Below are 15,756 nucleotides of genomic sequence, written 5' to 3'. Positions count from 1 at the left end.
CTGGCGGTCGCGACGCACTGCGACCTGCGGGTGGCGACGGCGGGGAGCCGGTTCGGCTACCCGATCGCGCGGACGCTGGGCAATGCGCTCGCGGGGTCGCTGGTCTATCGGTGCTCGTCGGTCTTCGGGGAGTCGTTGACGCGGGAGATGCTGCTGGCGTCGAGGCTGGTGGACGCGGAGCGGGCGTATGCGGTCGGCGCGGTGATGACCGTCGTACCGGACGTGGAGGCGCTCGACGCTGAGGTCTCGGTCCTGGTGGATGGGGTGCTGGCGCTCTCGCCCGTCACGATCCGCGCCACCAAGCATCAGCTGTGGGACCGGGCCCGTCGGCTCGAGGTGAGTCCTGCTGGTGATGCTGAGGTGTTGCGGGAGGTCTACACGGGGGAGGACTTCGCTGAGGGGGTCCGGGCTTTCCTGGCGAAGGAGAAGCCTGCTTTCCGCGGGTAGGGAATGGCTCGACGTGCGGGGCTGTTCTCACTCTCCGTGACCACTGACGACTCGCGCCGTGTGTCCCTGCTGCTCGGAGCACTCTTCGGGTTGGCGGGGATGGGGTCGTCGTCGGCGGCGATCGCACTGCCGCTGCTCGGGCAGGACCTCGGCGTCGGGGTCGGGGACGCGACGTGGACGATCAGCCTCTACACGCTGATGCTCGCGGTCACGACGGCCGTCTACGGGCGCGTGTCGGACCTGGTGGGCGTGAAGATCCCGCTCCTGGTCGGCATCGGCCTGATGACGGCCGGTGCGCTGGTGGCGGCGTTCGCACCGTCGTTCGGTGTGCTGCTGGTCGCGCGACTCTTCCAGGGCGCGGGGGCGGCGGCGGTGCCGACGCTCGGGGTGGCCATCGTCAGCGCGCGCTACGACGGCGAGGTGCGGGGCATCGCGCTCGGTCGCCTCGCGGGGATGGCCGCGGCGGTCAGCTGCCTGGGGCCGCTCGTCGGCGGTCTCGTGGAGCACGCCTTCGGGTGGCGGGCCGTGATGGCGCTGCCGATCCTCGGCGTGCTGGTGATCCCCTTCCTGTGGCGCGCGCTGACCGGCGAGGGCAGCGGGGCGCACCTCGACATCCTCGGTGCGGTGCTCGTGGCGGCGACCGCCGCCGGGCTGGTGCTGCTGGTGCAGTCGCCGGCGACCGGCGTGCTGATCGCCGGCATCGGCGTGCTGCTGATCGTGCTCGGGGTGCCGGCCGTGACGATGCGCGTACGACGGCGGCCACACGGCTTCCTGCCGCTCTCGGTCATCCGCAACGGCACCGTCGTGCGCAGCGCAGTCGCTGCCGCGGCCGTGCCGGCGGCATGGTTCGCCCAGCTGATCGCCATCCCGGCCGTGCTCGTCGGCGACGGGTGGGAGCCCTGGCAGGTCGGGCTCCTCCTGCTGCCCAGCGCCGGGCTCGCCGTCGCGATGCCGAAGACCGCCGGGGCGCTGCTCGCCCGGATCGGGCCGGCCGCGTCGCTGGCCGTGTCGGGTGTGATCGCCTCCGGTGCCCTCGTCCTGGCCGCGGTCGCGACCTCGCAGATCTCGCCGGTCGCCGTCGTGATCGCCGTGGCGCTCTGCACGGTCGCCTTCGGGCTCGGCCAGCCGGCGCTGATGGCCTCGGTGGGGGCGTCCGTCGAGGCCGAGGTGCGCGGTGTCGCCCTCGGCGTCGCCACCCTCCTCTTCCTCGTCGGTGGCTCCGTCGGCTCCGCCGTGGTCGGCGGGCTCGGTGACGTCATCGGGATCCCTGCAGCCCTCGCCGTGCTGGCCCTGCTGCCGGTGCTCGGACTGGTCGCGCTGATCCCCGAGCTGCGGCGCGTCGTGCCGGCGCTCGTGCGCGACGAGGTCTGAGACTCCTCAACCCCGTCCTTGGCGTCTGCCACAGTGGCGCCATGCACGTGGGGATGACGCTGCCGGTCATGGAGCCGGACCTCTGGACGGACGGTGCAGCGACGCTCGAGGCCTGGGCCGGGGCGATCGACGAGGGGCCGTTCGCGTCGCTGTGCTTCGGCGAGCGGATGGCCTTCGACAACCCCGAGACGCTGACGCTGCTCGGGGCCGTCGCCGCCTGGACCCAGCGGGTGCGGATCGTGACCACGGTGATCGTGCCGCAGCTGCACGACCCGGTGATGCTGGCCAAGGCGCTCGCGACCGGTGACCAGCTCAGTGGCGGACGGTTGACGGTCGGCTTCGGGGTGGGTGGCCGCGAGGAGGACTACCGCGCGGCGGGTGCTCCTCTGTCGGAGCAGACGATGGCCGGGATGGCGTCGCGGGTGGCCGTGATGAAGCGGGTCTGGGCCGGCGAGGACGTCACCGGCGCGACGCTGCCGGTCGGGCCGCCGCCGGTGCAGCCCGGTGGGCCGTCGTTGCTGGTCGGCACGATGGGTCCCAAGACGATCCGCAGTGCCGCTGCCTGGGCGGACGGGCTGGCCGGGGTCACGTTGGACCTGGATGTCGACGCTGCTGCGGGTTTGTTCGACCTGGCTCGTGCCTCATGGGCAGAAGCGGGGCGGGGTGTGCCGCGGCTGACCACGTCCTTCTGGTTCGCCCTCGACGACGGCGACGGGTCGGCGCGGGCGCAGGTGCACCGCCACCTGCGGCACTACATGAACTGGATCCCGGCCGAGTTTGTCGACGCCATGGCGCCGACGACGGGTTTCGCGGGGACTCCCGACCAGCTCGCCGAGGTGCTTCGACGGTTCCAGGACGCGGGTGCCGACGAGGTGCACCTGATCCCGACCGGCTCCGACGTGGCGCAGGTGGAGCGGGTGGCATCGTTGATCGGATGAGCACGCTGCGCGATGACCGCCGCTCGACCTGGGCCCAGGTCGCCGTACAGGCTGCGGCCTTCGTGGCGCTGCTCTGGGTCGGCGGTGGGGTCGCGGCGCACGTGGAGCGGCGTCGTCGCTGCGCAGGGCAGGGCTCGCTGGGGTAGCCGGTGTGGGCGGGCGTGCAGCGAGCCGCTGGGGTCACACTCCGCGGGGTGGCCAAACGTTTGACCACCCCGGGGAGCGGTGCCTCGGGTGGTCTCGACGGGCGCTCCTCGCTGCGCTCGTCGCTGCTCGACGTGGTGCTGCGTCAGCGCAGGGCGACGGAGCCGGAAAGCAGGGGAACCCAGCCGAGCTCCTTCTCCTCGGCGATGCGCTTGTCCATGGCGCCGGCGACGTCGTCGGGCCACTCGGAGGTCTTGCGGGTGTCCATGTCCATGTGGAGGAAGATCTCCTCCATGACGTAGCTGACCGACTTGTGGGTGTCGTCGAGCAGGTAGACGACCACGTGCGCGGCGCGGGCGTTGCGGCCGACGAAGCGCACGCGCACGGAGATCTTGTCGCCGGTGCGCAGCTCGGAGAGGTAGGTCAGGTGGTGCTCGGCGGAGAAGACCGCCTGGCCGCCCGCGGCGGGCCAGTTCATCGGGATGCCGACCTCGATGAGCGACTCGTCGAGTCCTTCACTGGCGATGCCGAGGTAGTGACGGACGTTGAGGTGCCCGTTGAAGTCCTCGAAGGCGACGGGGATGGACTGCTGGCAGTACGCCGGGAGTGCGGCGACCTGCTCGTAGGACGGCTGGGAGGTGGTCACGAGGAGGAACCTAACCGATGCGGGCCGCGCTCACGCCAGGGTGGTCGCGAGGTCCGCGATCTGGGCGAGCGCGGGCTCGTAGCCGGGGAAGTAGGCGCACACCCGCTCGGCGTGGTCGCCGAAGCGTCGCTGGATCTCGGCGGCGCACTCCTCGGGCGTGCCGCGCACGGCGAGCGTGGAGAGCATCTCGTCCGTCACCAGGGCCATCATCGCGGCGATGTCGCCGATCTTGGACAGCGCGTTGAGCTCGGGCTGCACGTCGGCCCAGCCCTCGACCTCGAGGACGGGCAGGTAGGCGGGGGTGGAACCGTAGAAAGCCAGCAGCCCCCGGGCTGCCGTGTCCGCGGTGGCCCGCTCCTCCGGAGTGCGGCCCATGGCGAGGATCGCCTGGGGGAAGATCGAGAAGTCGTCGCGGGTGCGGCCGGCGCGGGCGAGGCCCTCCTCGACGGCCGGGAGGGTGCGCTCGAGGAAGTGCCGGTGGGAGTGGAACGGCATGACCAGCAGCCCGTCGGCGACCTCGGCGGCCGTGCGGGTCATCACCGGGCCGAGCGCGCCGAGCAGGACCGGGGGCAGGCCGTAGGGGTTGGGGCCGGGCACGAACGTCGGCGGCATCAGCGTGTGCTGGGTGTGCTCGCCGCGGAAGTCGAGCCGCGTGCCGTCCTGCCACGAGGTCAGGATCGCCTTGACCGCCAGCACGATCTCGCGCATCCGGGCCGCGGGCGGGCTCCACGTGGCGCCGTACCTCTTCTCGATGTGCGGCTTGATCTGGCTGCCGAGCCCGAGGCGGAAGCGACCCTTGCTGAGCAGCTGCAGGTCGTAGGCGGCGTTGGCCAGGTGCATCGGGCTGCGCGGCATCGCGATCGCGACGTTGGTCATCAGGTCGGTCTCGACCGCGCCGGCTGCGGTGGCCAGCGACAGGAAGACGTCGTGCGGACCCTCAAAGGTGAAGAGGCCGGCGATCCCGGTGCCGGTCAGCTCCCGGGCACGGTGGGCGGCACGGTCGGGGCGGGCGTCGAGCTGGAGGTCGAGGAGCACGAGTCCGACCGTATTGGCTGGGGAGCCTCCCGTCAGCCCTGTTCTAGAACACGTTTCAGTTCGGGGAGTACGTCGTCGAGGTCGCGCTGGGTGCGCAGGAGCACGACCTGGGTCTCACTGGCATCGGATGCGGGGGAGCGCGGCGCGAAGAGCTCGACCACCGCGGCCATGGCGGTGTCGAAGTCGGCCTCGGGGGTCGTCGTACTGCCCCGGAGCCATTGGCGCAGCACGTGGTTGTGGGCGGTGACGACTGCGTCGGCCATGAGCTCGGCGCGCAGGGGGGTCCCCGGCTCGTCGCCCATCCAGGTGCGGATGAACGTCAGGAACGTGCGCTGGTACTGCCGCTGGCCGCTGATCTCGCGCGCCCTCAGCGCCGGGACGTTGCTGGTCAGCCGGTAGCGCGCGCGGGCCAGGTCGCTCTCCGCGAGGTAGTGCACCAGCACGAGCCGGGCGGCCTCGGTCACCGCGACCAACGCGGCCGAGGGGGTGGCGGCAGCGAGGCGCTCCCGCACGGAGGCGACCAGCGAGTCGTGGTCGGGGAAGATCACGTCCTCCTTGGTCGCGAAGGCGCGGAAGAACGTCGTGCGCCCCACGCCCGCACGCGCCGCGATGTCGTCGACGGTCGTCTTCTCGAAGCCGCGCTGCTCGAAGAGCTCGTAGGCCGCGCGGATCATCCGCTCGCGGCTCGACGTCCTCGTGGTCTCCATGTCCACCTCCCGGGGGGAAGACAATCACAATGGTACTGAGTACCATAAGGTAGGTATCCAGTATCGGGGAGCGATCATCGTGAGGGAGCAGGACATGCACAACGTGGGAGTGGTGGGCTGCGGCCTGATGGGTGCCGGCATCGCCGAGGTGTGCGCCCGGGCCGGGCTGGACGTCGTCGTCGCCGAGTCGAGCGACGCCGCGGCGCAGGCCGGGCGCAAGCGCCTGACGACCTCGCTGCAGCGCGCTGAGGCCAAGGGCAAGATCGACTCCGCCGCCGACGTGCTCGCGCGGATCCGCGTCGTCACCGCGCTCGAGGACCTCGCCGACCGCGACCTGGTCATCGAGGCGATCGTCGAGGACGAGGACGCCAAGGTCGCGCTCTTCCGTCGCCTGGACGAGATCGTCACCTCCCCCGAGGCGATCCTCGCCTCCAACACCTCCTCGATCCCGATCATGAAGCTCGGCGTCGTGACCAACCGCCCGCAGCAGGTCATCGGCATCCACTTCTTCAACCCCGTGCCCGTGCTCCAGCTCGTCGAGCTCGTGCCCAGCCTGCTCACCGCCGAGGAGACGACCGACCGCGCGCGCGAGTTCGTCGAGGGCGCGCTCGGCAAGCAGGCCATCGACTGCCAGGACCGCGCCGGCTTCGTCGTCAACGCGCTGCTGATCCCCTTCGTGCTCTCCGCGATCCGGATGCTCGAGTCGGGCTTCGCGACCGCCGCCGACATCGACCGCGGACTGGTCCTCGGTGCCGCCCACCCGCAGGGGCCTCTGGCCCTGGCGGACCTGATCGGCCTCGACACCACCAAGGCCGTGGCCGAGTCGCTCTACGAGGAGTTCAAGGAGCCGCTCTACGCCGCCCCGCCGCTGCTCAACCGCATGGTCGACGCCGGCCTGCTGGGCCGCAAGGCCGGCCGCGGCTTCTACACCTACGACAAGTAACGCCCCCACCTTCCCAGGACAGATGACCCGAGAGATGAGCCCGATGAGCAACGCCGACTTCGACCTGTTCCGCACCAGCGAGGACCACGAGGCCCTGCGCGACGCCGTGCGCAACGTCGCCGACAACAAGATCGCGCCCTACGCCGCCGAGGTCGACGCCACCAGCGAGTTCCCGCAGGCGGCGTACGACGCCCTGGTGGCCTCGGACTTCCACGCCCCGCACGTGCCGGAGGACTACGACGGCGTCGGCGCCGACGCCCTCGCGACCTGCATCGTGATCGAGGAGGTCGCCCGCGCGTGCGCGTCGTCCTCGCTGATCCCGGCCGTCAACAAGCTGGGCTCGCTGCCGCTGATCCTCGGTGGCTCCGACGACCTCAAGCGCCGCTACTTGCCCGCGCTGGCCAGCGGTGCGGCCGGGTTCTCCTACGGTCTGTCCGAGCGCGACGCCGGCAGCGACACCGCGTCGATGAAGGCGCGCGCCAAGGCCGACGGCGACGACTTCGTCCTCTCGGGGCAGAAGTCGTGGATCACCAACGCGGGCTTCTCGGAGTACTACACGGTCCTCGCCGTCACCGACCCCGAGGCCGCGCGCGGCAAGGGCATCAGCGCGTTCATCGTCGAGAAGTCCGACGAGGGCTTCACCTTCGGCGAGAAGGAGCGCAAGCTCGGCATCAAGGGCTCGCCGACGCGTGAGCTGCTCTTCGACAACGTGCGCATCCCGGGCGACCGGATGATCGGCGAGCCGGGGACCGGTCTGGCGCTGGCGCTCAGGACGCTCGACCACACCCGCGTCACCATCGGCGCGCAGGCCGTCGGCATCGCCCAGGGCGCCCTCGACTTCGCGCTCGGCTACGTCAAGGAGCGTCAGCAGTTCGGCAAGCGGATCGCCGACTTCCAGGGCATCCAGTTCATGCTCGCCGACATGGCGATGACCCTCGAGGCTGCGCGCCAGATGGTCTACGTCGCGGCGGCCAAGTCGGAGCGGGGTGACGCCGATCTGCCCTTCTTCGGAGCCGCCGCCAAGTGCTACGCCTCCGACGTGGCCATGCAGGTGACCACCGACGCCGTGCAGCTGCTCGGTGGCGCGGGTTACACCACCGACTTCCCCGTCGAGCGGATGATGCGCGACGCCAAGATCACCCAGATCTACGAGGGCACCAACCAGGTGCAGCGCGTCGTGATGGCGCGCCAGCTGCTCGCTCGCTAGGACATCGCTCTGCAACATCGCGCCGACTCGGCAATCGTCGAGTCGGCGCGATGTTGCACTTCTGTGGGGGAGAGCAGCACCCGGCGGCGGATGTTGCCAAGACGTGGTGTGGGGGTGGGGTTGACGAGAGCCGGCCGTGGTGTCCGGTCGACCAGAGTTCAACTCATCACCGGATCCGCACCGAGCGGGCCCACTTCCTCCCCAGGAGCAACACCATGGCTGCCATCCGCCGCAAGGTCCTCGTCCCGCTCGCCACCCTGGTCGTCGCCGGCTCCGTCGCCGTCGGCTCCGGCGCGAGCTTCACCTCGACGACCGCCTCGACCACCGCCGTTTCCTCCGGCTCGGTCACCCACGCCAACAACGTCAGCAACATGACGATCGGCAACATCAAGGACGACGACGTCATCACCGGATCGGTCACCATCACCAACACCGGCACCCTGCCCTCGACGCTCACCCTCGCCGAGACCACGGGCGGCACCAACAACTTCATCGCCAGCGATCTGAAGCTGAAGCTCACCCAGGGCACCACCGAGCTCTACAACGGCACTTTCGGCGGCCTGGTCGACGGCACGAAGCTGGCCCTGGGCGCCCTTCAGCCCGGCGGCTCCACCACCGTCGTCTTCACCGTGACCCTGGACGAGACCACCGACAACACCAACGAGGGCAAGTCCGCCTCGCAGAGCTTCCAGTGGGTCTCGACCCAGGAGGCCGGCGGCCCCTTCTCCTTCGTGAGCTCGCTGCCGATCGTCGGCAACTGATCTTCGGCACCACCGCACCACCGCACGATCCCTGAGGAGGGTCGGCCCGCCCCGGCACCGGGCGGGCCGACACCCTCCACCGCACCACCACCGGCACGAGCACCAGCACCAGCCCGAGAGGCCAGGCGAGATGACGATCATCAGCACCACTCCCACCGCGTCCCACAAGTCGCGCACCCGGGGTTCGCGCCTGGGCAGCTTGCTGGTGAACGTGGCTCTGGGCCTGGCCTTCCTCGCCGCCCTCGCCTTCCTGCTGCCGAGCCTCATGGGCTTCCAGCGCTACGTGATCATGGGCGGCTCGATGGAGGGCACCTACGACCTCGGGTCCGTCGTGTTCGAGGAGGTCGTCCCGACCTCGGAGCTGCAGGTCGGCGACGTCATCACCTACGTCCCGCCGGCCGAGTCCGGCATCACCACGCTGGTCACCCACCGCATCGTCGAGATCGACGGCGACTCCTACCGCACCCAGGGCGACGCGAACGCCGACGTCGACCCCTGGACCTTCCAGCTCAACACCGAGACCCAGCCCCGCGCCGTCGCCCACGTCCCCTACGTCGGCTTCGCCTTCATGGCCCTGGCCGACCGCGGCACCCGGATGGCGATCATCGGCATCCCGGCCGCCCTCATCGCGCTGTGGAGCCTCGCCGAGCTGGCCCGGGCCGTGCGACCGTCCCGCCGCGACGACGAGCAGGACGAGGACGTCGCGCCGGCACCCGGCACACCCCGCTCGCTCGCCCTCGTCTGACAGGTCCGACCCACCGCGCGTCCACCGCCGTTGCCGATTCTTGGTGCGGCGGTGACCTGCTTGTGGGGTCCGCGAGACCCCCCGTCCGACAGAATCTGAGCACTCCCTCCCCCAGGAATCGAGCTCCCGATGTCCCAGCACCGCGCCCCTCAGCGGGTCAGCATGATCGGCCGCCCCTCGCGCCGACTGCTGGTCGTGCTGATCGCGCTGCTGGTGACCGCCGGGACCACCTGGTTCTCCGGGGCGAGCTTCACCTCGGCGTCGAGCACCTCCTCCACGGTCCGCGCCGCCGACGACTACTACCCGCCGAGGGTCGCGCTCACCAGCCCGGGCGCCACGGTCAACGGCACCATCGCGGTCGGCGCCACCGCCAGCGACACCGGCAGCGGCGTCGCCCAGGTCGTCATCCAGTACGCCGCCACCGGCTCGAGCACCTGGACGACCCTGTGCACGGACACCTCAGCGCCGTACTCCTGCAGCTGGGACACCGCGACCGTCGCCGACGGCGACTACCAGCTGCGCGCGATCGCCACCGACAAGGTCGGCACGAGCGCTACCTCGTCCGTGGTCGCGACCAAGGTCGCCAACCCGGCTGCCGTGACCCTGTCGACGATCGCCGACATCGTGCGCGGCACCGTCCCGCTGAGCGCTGCCGTCACGGGAGCAGCCGGGCGCACCGTCTCCAGCGCCTTCCAGTTCCGCCTGTCGGGCAGCGCCGGCTGGACCACCGTCGCCGGCTGCTCGGCCGTCAGCGGCACCACCCCGACCTGCTCGTGGGCCACCGGCTCGCTGGCCGACCTCTACGACGTCCGGGTGCTGAGCACCGTGGGCTCCGGCGCAGCCGCGACCGCCGTCACCGACGAGCAGCTCGACGTCACGGTCGACAACCTCGCACCGACGGTCAGCGTCACCGCGCCGTCACCGATGAGCGGCACCGTCCAGGTCGTCGCCACGCCGCTCGACGACGACTCGGGCATCGCCAAGGTCGACCTGTCCTACCGGCTGCAGGGCGCCGCGACCTGGACCGCCCTCTGCACGGTCACCACCGACCCCTACCGCTGCGCGCTGGACACGACCAAGCTCACCAACGGCCTCACCTACGAGCTGCGTGCCATCGCCACGGACGTGGCGGGCAACGTGTCGGCCGACGCGATCATCACCCGCACGGTCAACAACGGCATTGCCTCGATCACCATCACCTCGCCCGTGACCGGGGACCGGGTGACCGGCACCAAGACGATCACCACCGACGTCGCCACGCCGCTGGGCACCAGCGTCACCTCGGTGCGGATCGAGGGCCGTCTGGCCGGTGGCGCCTTCGCCACCATCTGCACCGACGCCTCCGCGCCGTACACCTGCGACTGGGCGACGTCCGCGCTCACCTCGGGGACCTGGGAGCTGCGCGCGATCCTGACCTACACCGGGGGTCTTACCGCGACCTCGCCCGTGGTCAGCGTGACCATCGACAACACCCCGCTGCGAGCCCTCGACGTCCAGGCCGCCAACGGCGGGACGTCGGGCAAGGCCGGCGCCGGCGACGTGCTGACCTTCACCTACCTGGGTGCGGTGGACTTGCCCACCGTCAAGGCCGGGTGGACCGGGGCCAGCACCCCCATCAGCATGTTCGTCACCGACAAGGCCGTCTCCACCGCCACCACCACGGACCGGGCCACCTTCAACGTCCCGCTCGGCACCGTTCTCTTCGCCCAGAACTACGTCAGGGCCAACAAGTCCGTGACGATCCCGGCCACCATGACGGCCACCTTCGGCACCTCGGGCGGACAGACCACCACGATCATCACGGTGGTCCTCGGGACGTCGTCCTCCAGCGACCTGCGGACCGACTCCATCGCCGGCGCGACGCGGTGGACGCCGTCCGCCACGGTCAGGAACACCGCCGGCTCTGCCTGCTCGACCGCCCAGGTCACCGAGACCGGCGCCACCGACAGGGACCTGTGAGCCGCCCTCTTGGGCGCCTCGGTCCTAGGCTTCACAGGTGACCACCGTGCTGATCGTGGAAGACGACGTCGACATCGCGCTCACGCTCCAGCGGATGCTCGAGCGACAGGGCTACGACGTCACCTGGGCTGACACGGGACAGAAGGGCCTCGACGCGATCCGCGACAACCCGCACGTGGTGCTGCTGGACCTGGGCCTGCCCGACATGGATGGTCTCGATGTGTGCCAGCAGGCCCGCGACGACGGGTACGACGGCGGCATCATGATCCTCACCGCCCGCTCCGACGAGCTCGACCGGGTGGTCGGGCTGGACTACGGAGCCGACGACTACCTCGCCAAGCCCTTCCCGATCGCGGAGATGCAGGCGCGGGTCCGCGCGCTGGCCCGGCGTGCCGAGCGCATGCGCGGCGCTGCCGACGACACTCCTGCCCCGATCTCCGAGCCGGTCGAGGCCCAGCCGGCCGCCCAGGCCGAGGCCCCGGGCGCCCCCGGCACGCTGCGGGTCAACACGGCCGCCCGCCGGGTCTTCGTCGGCCCCCAGGAGCTGACGCTCACGACCAAGGAGTTCGACGTGCTCGCGCTCCTCGACTCCGACCGTGGCGCGGTCATCACCCGCGAGCGGCTGATGTCGGAGGTGTGGGACGAGAACTGGTTCGGCTCGACCAAGACCCTCGACGTCACCATGGGCCGGCTCCGCGCCAAGCTCGACGAGGCCCGATCCACCGTCGAGGTCGTCACCGTCCGCGGCGTCGGCTTCCGGCTCGAGGACGGCAACGACAGTGCCTAGCGTCTCGCCCGCAGGTGGGTCGCCGTGCGCCTCCGGCTGACCCTCGCCTTCGGCCTCCTCGCCACGCTGCTGGTCGCCAGCTTCGTGGCCTTCCGCGTCGTCAGCATCACCGATCTCTCCGAGGACCAGGTGGGGCGCGAGGTGCAGCGCGAGGCGATGGTGCTCGCCACGCTGCTCGGAGCGGGGCTCGAGCCCGGCGCCGATGCCCCGTCGCCGGAGGGGCTCGCGCCCTTCGCGCAGCCCGACCGGCAGGTCGTCGTCACCGTGGGGGACCGTGACACCTCGCAGGTCGAAGGGGATCAGTGGGAGACCACGAGCGCGGTGGATGCCGTCTCCGCGTCCGCGACCATGGGCGAGGTGACCGTCGTCGTCAGTGCCCCGAGGACGGAGGTCGACGAGGCCGTCTCCGCCGCCCTGCCCTCGCTGCTGGCACTGGGGCTGGCGTTGATCACCTTCGCCGTGCTGGCGGGGGCGTTGGTGGCCATCCGCATGGCCCAGCCCTTCGTCGAGCTCGCGGGCGCCGCCAACGCCCTGGCCCGTGGCCGGTTCGACCTCCGGCTGCCGCGCAGCCGGATCGCCGAGGCCCGGGCCATCGCCGTCGCGCTGGAGGGTGGCGCCGAGCAGCTGCGCGACTCGCTGCGCCGCGAGCGCGACCTGGTCCTGCGCGCCTCGCACGAGCTGCGCACTCCGCTGACCAGCCTGAGCCTCGCCCTGCACGACCTGACCGATCGCGACGACGCACCCGCGGACCTGGTCGCTGCGGCCGAGCTTGCCTCGCGGCAGGTCGAGAGCCTCGACCGTGCCGTCGGCGACGTTCTCGAGGAGACCCGGCGCCATCCGGTCGTGGCGGCGGCGCAGCTGCCGTTGTCCCTGGTCGTGCCGGCGCTGGCCCAGCGCTGGGCCAACACGCTGTCGCTGGCTGAGGTCGCCCTGCAGGTGGAGCTGCTCGGCGACGCCAGCCTGGAGGTCACGCCCGGCCCGCTGGAGCAGATCCTCGAGGAGTTGCTGCTCGAGGTCCTCTCGCGCCAGGGCAGCCGGGTCGGTCTGGTCGTCGACGGCTCCGAGCGTCACGTGCGGGTCACGGTCACGGTCGAGGACGCGGTGGCCCGCCCGCGTGCGACCGGTCCGCTCGAGCGGGCCGGGACCGTGGTCGACGCGGTCGGCGGCCGGATGAGCGGCGACCTCGCCGCCCCGAGGGGTCTCGTGCTGGTGCTCCCGCGCCGGTAGGAGCGGTCCGCCCGTGGCGGGCGCTGACCAGACTGCAACATCGCGCCGACTCGGCGTACGACGAGCAACATCACGCCGACTCGGCACTGGTCGAGTCGGCGCAATGTTGTAATTCCGGCCCGAGCGTCGCCACCCCTGCGATCCCCAATGCCGCAGAGATGGCGACGCGAGCGGCGACGTCCCCCAAGACGAGGCCGCTGAGGACCACAACGCAGATCAGGGAGCGGCGGTCACGCCTGCGAAGGTAAAGAAATCGCGATCATCGGAAGGCGCAGCCGCGGCTGACGCCGAGGCGCCGGAGGACGACGGCTGCGGGGCAGAAGCCCGTGATGCTCGACTGCAGCAGGTTGAGTCCGACGAAGGCGGTCAGCAGCAGCCACCACGGTGAGACCAGGCCGGCCAGCAGGGCGCTGAGCAGGGTCATGGTGCCGGCGAGCAGGAGGACGGCGCGGTCGAGGCTCACGACCGGCCGCCGAAGAGTCTGCCGAGGAGGCCCGACCCGGCCTCGCGCGGGTGGCCGCCGCAGCGGTCGGCGCGGGGGACGCGGGCCAGGACCTGGTCGACGTGCTGGCCGCAGCCGGACCAGGTGGTCTTGCCACACTTCTTGCAGGTGACTGCTCGACACATGGTGGTGCTCCGATCTGTTCAGGGAGGGGTGGCTGACTCAGCCGTGGGAGAAGGTGATCGTGGGCAGCACGCGCCGCAACCAGGCCGGCGACCACCAGGCGGCCTTGCCGGTCAGGCGCAGCATGACGGGCAGCAGCACCAGCCGCACCAGGAAGGCGTCGAGGAGCACCGCGACGCCGAGCACGATGCCCATCTCCTTGGGCGGCAACGGGCCGGACAGGGCGAAGGTGAAGAACACCGCGACCATGACCGCACCAGCCGCGAAGATGACCCGCCCGGAGTGGGCCAGGGAGCCGACCATCGCGTCCTTGGGGTCACCCGAGTGCTCGTAGTGCTCCTTGGCCGAGGCCAGCAGGAACACCGTGTAGTCCATGGCGATCGCGAAGATCATCGCGAAGAAGAACACCGGCGCCCACGCGTCCAGGAAGCCCTGGCTCTCGAAGCCGAAGAAGTCGGCGCCGATGCCCTCCTGGAAGACCAGCCGGGCCACGCCGAAGGCCGCGGCCGTCGAGAGCAGGCTGGCCAGCGTGCCGAGCAGCGAGATCAACGGCGCCTGGAGCGCCACGAGCAGCAGCAGGAAGCCGAGCACCAGCACGACCCCGATCACCAGCGGCGTGGACTCGTCGAGCTGGGCCTTGAGGTCGAGGTTCTCCGCAGGGGCCCCACCGACGAGCGCGCTCGCGGGCAGGTCGGCGCGGAGCCGGTCGACGGTGTCGCCCAGCGAGGGGTCGGACGGGTCGACGGTCGGGACGGCCTGGATCAGGACCAGCCCGCTGTCGTCGGCCGCCGGCATCCCGGGCGTGGCGCCGGCGATGCCGGGATCGGAGGAGAGTACGGCGCTCGCGGCTTCGGCGTCGGACCCCTTCATCACGATCTGGAGCGTGCCGGGCGCACCTTCGCCGAAGGAATCCTGGACCAGGTCGTAGCCGATCCGGGCGCTGGCGTCCTCGGGCAGGACCTTGATCGAGGGCATGGCGGTCTTGAGGCCGATGATCGGCGCGGCCAGCGCGAGCAGCACGATGAGCGAGCCCAGGCCCCAGACGACGGGGCGCTTCCAGAGCCGCTCGCCCCACGCGGCGAACCGTGCGGAGCGGTGCTCACCGGACGTGACCCACGGCAGCGACAGCTTGTTGATCTTGTGGTCGAGCTTGAACAGCACCAGGGGCAGCAGGGTGAGCGTGGCGGCCAGCACGAAGACCACCGAGAGCATGATCCCGCCGGCCATCGAGCGGAAGGACGGCGACGGCACCAGCATCACGGCCGACAGCGAGACCAGCACGGTGGCCCCGGAGAGCAGCACGGCCTTGCCGGCGGTGTCCATGGTCTCGGCGACGGCCTGGCGTGCGGAGTTGCCCGATCCCATGCGGGAGGCGCGGTAGCGGACGACGAGGAACAGCGCGTAGTCGATACCGAGTGCGAGGGCGAACATCATCGCGAAGTTCATCGCCCAGATCGAGACGGGGACCAGCTCGTTGATGAGCACCAGCGAGCCGGCTGAGGCGACCAGCCCGGCGAGGGTCAGGATCAGCGGGAGGCCGGCGGCGACGAGGGCGCCGAAGGCGAGCACCAGGATCGCCATGGTGACCGGCCAGGAGACCATCTCGGACTTCAGCATCGCCTCGAGGTTGGCCTCGTTGAAGTCCGACCACAGCAGGGAGGAGCCGGTCGGGTTGACCTGGATTCCCTCGACCGACAGGTCCTGGAGGTCGCCCTTGAGGTCGGTGGCGACCCGGACCATCTCGTTGGTGTCGGCACCCGCGCCCGCGAGGACGATCGCAGTGCTGCCGTCCTGGCTGATGGTCGCGCCGGGCATCGGCTGGACGACGTCGGCGATGCGGGGCTCGGCCTCGAGCATCCGGGTCACCTGGGCGAGGACCTCGGCGCCGGGTCCCTCGGTCACGGGACCGTCGGTGGAGTGCACGACGACCTGGATCGCCGAGGACGCGTTGCCGCCGAAGCTCTCCTGGGCCAGCTCGCGTGCGGCGACCGACTCGGAGCCGTCGGCCTGCCACCCGGCGCCGGAGAGGTTGTGCTCGACCTGGGGCGCGAAGGCGCCCAGGCCGACGATCAGCAGCAGCCACACGCCGGTGACGAGCTTGGCGTGGTCGGTCACCCAGACGCCGAGGCGTCCGAGCGGCCCGGGTCGGAAGCCCGGCGCGAAGTCGGAGGTGGAGCTGCTCGCGCGGCTCGTCGTCGTGGTGCTCATGAGGGG

17 protein-coding genes are annotated in these 15,756 nt (G+C 71.1%); 11 read left to right on the top strand and 6 right to left on the bottom strand.

Features of this window, described 5'->3' with window-relative positions; all coding sequences use genetic code 11:
- From RMN98_RS10970 to RMN98_RS10955, 4 genes are all read left to right on the top strand, one after another.
- Positions 1–447: enoyl-CoA hydratase-related protein (locus tag RMN98_RS10970; protein ID WP_309648853.1), on the top strand; the 447-nt coding region annotated here is incomplete at its 5' end.
- 36 nt (positions 448–483) lie between these two features.
- Entirely contained in the window at positions 484–1,818 is a 1,335-nt protein-coding gene (locus RMN98_RS10965; protein ID WP_309648852.1) for an MFS transporter, read from the top strand.
- Between the two features lie 41 nt (positions 1,819–1,859).
- On the top strand, positions 1,860–2,756 hold the full coding sequence (locus RMN98_RS10960) for an LLM class flavin-dependent oxidoreductase (RefSeq protein ID WP_309648851.1): 897 nt from the start codon (positions 1,860–1,862) through the stop codon (positions 2,754–2,756).
- The gene (locus RMN98_RS10955; protein ID WP_309648850.1) at positions 2,753–2,902 is read left to right on the top strand and encodes a hypothetical protein; all 150 of its coding nucleotides are present in this window, start codon (positions 2,753–2,755) and stop codon (positions 2,900–2,902) included. Before RMN98_RS10960 ends, RMN98_RS10955 begins: the two co-directional genes overlap by 4 nt.
- A gap of 143 nt (positions 2,903–3,045) precedes the next feature.
- Here the strand turns inward: RMN98_RS10955 and RMN98_RS10950 are convergent, their stop codons facing one another.
- The 3 genes from RMN98_RS10950 to RMN98_RS10940 are packed head-to-tail and all read right to left on the bottom strand — an operon-like array spanning position 3,046 to position 5,288.
- Positions 3,046–3,546: a thioesterase family protein gene (locus RMN98_RS10950; protein ID WP_309648849.1), complete on the bottom strand. Its 501-nt coding sequence runs from the start codon at positions 3,544–3,546 to the stop codon at positions 3,046–3,048.
- 30 nt (positions 3,547–3,576) lie between these two features.
- Positions 3,577–4,581 (bottom strand): TIGR03617 family F420-dependent LLM class oxidoreductase, encoded by a 1,005-nt coding sequence (locus RMN98_RS10945; RefSeq protein ID WP_309648848.1) that lies wholly within the window; start codon positions 4,579–4,581, stop codon positions 3,577–3,579.
- 32 nt (positions 4,582–4,613) lie between these two features.
- On the bottom strand, positions 4,614–5,288 hold the full coding sequence (locus RMN98_RS10940) for a TetR family transcriptional regulator (protein ID WP_309648847.1): 675 nt from the start codon (positions 5,286–5,288) through the stop codon (positions 4,614–4,616).
- 94 nt (positions 5,289–5,382) lie between these two features.
- On the opposite strand from RMN98_RS10940, the gene RMN98_RS10935 reads away from it, so the two are divergent.
- The 7 genes from RMN98_RS10935 to RMN98_RS10905 all read left to right on the top strand — a co-directional run bounded on the left by RMN98_RS10935 (position 5,383) and on the right by RMN98_RS10905 (position 12,917).
- Positions 5,383–6,231, top strand: coding sequence for a 3-hydroxybutyryl-CoA dehydrogenase (locus RMN98_RS10935; RefSeq protein ID WP_309648846.1), 849 nt, complete (start codon positions 5,383–5,385; stop codon positions 6,229–6,231).
- A gap of 43 nt (positions 6,232–6,274) precedes the next feature.
- Complete coding sequence (locus tag RMN98_RS10930; RefSeq protein ID WP_309648845.1) at positions 6,275–7,438, top strand: acyl-CoA dehydrogenase family protein; 1,164 nt, start codon at positions 6,275–6,277, stop codon at positions 7,436–7,438.
- Positions 7,439–7,653: 215 nt separating this feature from the next.
- Positions 7,654–8,199 (top strand): hypothetical protein, encoded by a 546-nt coding sequence (locus RMN98_RS10925; RefSeq protein WP_309648844.1) that lies wholly within the window; start codon positions 7,654–7,656, stop codon positions 8,197–8,199.
- 130 nt (positions 8,200–8,329) lie between these two features.
- On the top strand, positions 8,330–8,944 hold the full coding sequence (locus RMN98_RS10920; protein WP_309648843.1) for a signal peptidase I: 615 nt from the start codon (positions 8,330–8,332) through the stop codon (positions 8,942–8,944).
- A gap of 162 nt (positions 8,945–9,106) precedes the next feature.
- The gene (locus RMN98_RS10915) at positions 9,107–10,903 is read left to right on the top strand and encodes an Ig-like domain-containing protein (RefSeq protein ID WP_309648842.1); all 1,797 of its coding nucleotides are present in this window, start codon (positions 9,107–9,109) and stop codon (positions 10,901–10,903) included.
- Between the two features lie 37 nt (positions 10,904–10,940).
- Positions 10,941–11,690, top strand: coding sequence for a response regulator transcription factor (locus RMN98_RS10910; protein WP_309648841.1), 750 nt, complete (start codon positions 10,941–10,943; stop codon positions 11,688–11,690).
- A gap of 24 nt (positions 11,691–11,714) precedes the next feature.
- Positions 11,715–12,917 (top strand): histidine kinase dimerization/phospho-acceptor domain-containing protein, encoded by a 1,203-nt coding sequence (locus RMN98_RS10905; RefSeq protein WP_309648840.1) that lies wholly within the window; start codon positions 11,715–11,717, stop codon positions 12,915–12,917.
- A 259-nt stretch (positions 12,918–13,176) separates the two neighbouring features.
- On the opposite strand, the gene RMN98_RS10900 is transcribed toward RMN98_RS10905, so the two are convergent.
- Genes RMN98_RS10900 through RMN98_RS10890 form a run of 3 tightly spaced genes read right to left on the bottom strand, consistent with a single transcriptional unit; the run spans position 13,177 to position 15,750 of the window.
- On the bottom strand, positions 13,177–13,380 hold the full coding sequence (locus RMN98_RS10900; protein WP_309648839.1) for a DUF2892 domain-containing protein: 204 nt from the start codon (positions 13,378–13,380) through the stop codon (positions 13,177–13,179).
- Positions 13,377–13,544 (bottom strand): hypothetical protein, encoded by a 168-nt coding sequence (locus RMN98_RS10895; protein ID WP_309648838.1) that lies wholly within the window; start codon positions 13,542–13,544, stop codon positions 13,377–13,379. Before RMN98_RS10895 ends, RMN98_RS10900 begins: the two co-directional genes overlap by 4 nt.
- A 37-nt stretch (positions 13,545–13,581) precedes the next feature.
- Positions 13,582–15,750 (bottom strand): MMPL family transporter, encoded by a 2,169-nt coding sequence (locus tag RMN98_RS10890; RefSeq protein ID WP_309648837.1) that lies wholly within the window; start codon positions 15,748–15,750, stop codon positions 13,582–13,584.
- Between the last annotated feature and the right edge of the window lie 6 nt (positions 15,751–15,756).

The organism is Nocardioides sp., assembly GCF_031397825.1.
Classification (GTDB): domain Bacteria; phylum Actinomycetota; class Actinomycetes; order Propionibacteriales; family Nocardioidaceae; genus Nocardioides.
This window is presented reverse-complemented; position numbering and strand designations above follow the sequence as displayed.

Coding starts and splice junctions, on each gene's coding strand:
- RMN98_RS10960 (WP_309648851.1), top strand. CDS start 1,860: ATGCACGTGGGGATGACGCTGCCGGTCATGGAGCCGGACCTCTGGACG.
- RMN98_RS10955 (WP_309648850.1), top strand. CDS start 2,753: ATGAGCACGCTGCGCGATGACCGCCGCTCGACCTGGGCCCAGGTCGCC.
- RMN98_RS10940 (WP_309648847.1), bottom strand. CDS start 5,288: ATGGAGACCACGAGGACGTCGAGCCGCGAGCGGATGATCCGCGCGGCC.
- RMN98_RS10935 (WP_309648846.1), top strand. CDS start 5,383: ATGCACAACGTGGGAGTGGTGGGCTGCGGCCTGATGGGTGCCGGCATC.
- RMN98_RS10930 (WP_309648845.1), top strand. CDS start 6,275: ATGAGCAACGCCGACTTCGACCTGTTCCGCACCAGCGAGGACCACGAG.
- RMN98_RS10925 (WP_309648844.1), top strand. CDS start 7,654: ATGGCTGCCATCCGCCGCAAGGTCCTCGTCCCGCTCGCCACCCTGGTC.
- RMN98_RS10920 (WP_309648843.1), top strand. CDS start 8,330: ATGACGATCATCAGCACCACTCCCACCGCGTCCCACAAGTCGCGCACC.
- RMN98_RS10915 (WP_309648842.1), top strand. CDS start 9,107: ATGATCGGCCGCCCCTCGCGCCGACTGCTGGTCGTGCTGATCGCGCTG.
- RMN98_RS10895 (WP_309648838.1), bottom strand. CDS start 13,544: ATGTGTCGAGCAGTCACCTGCAAGAAGTGTGGCAAGACCACCTGGTCC.
- RMN98_RS10890 (WP_309648837.1), bottom strand. CDS start 15,750: ATGAGCACCACGACGACGAGCCGCGCGAGCAGCTCCACCTCCGACTTC.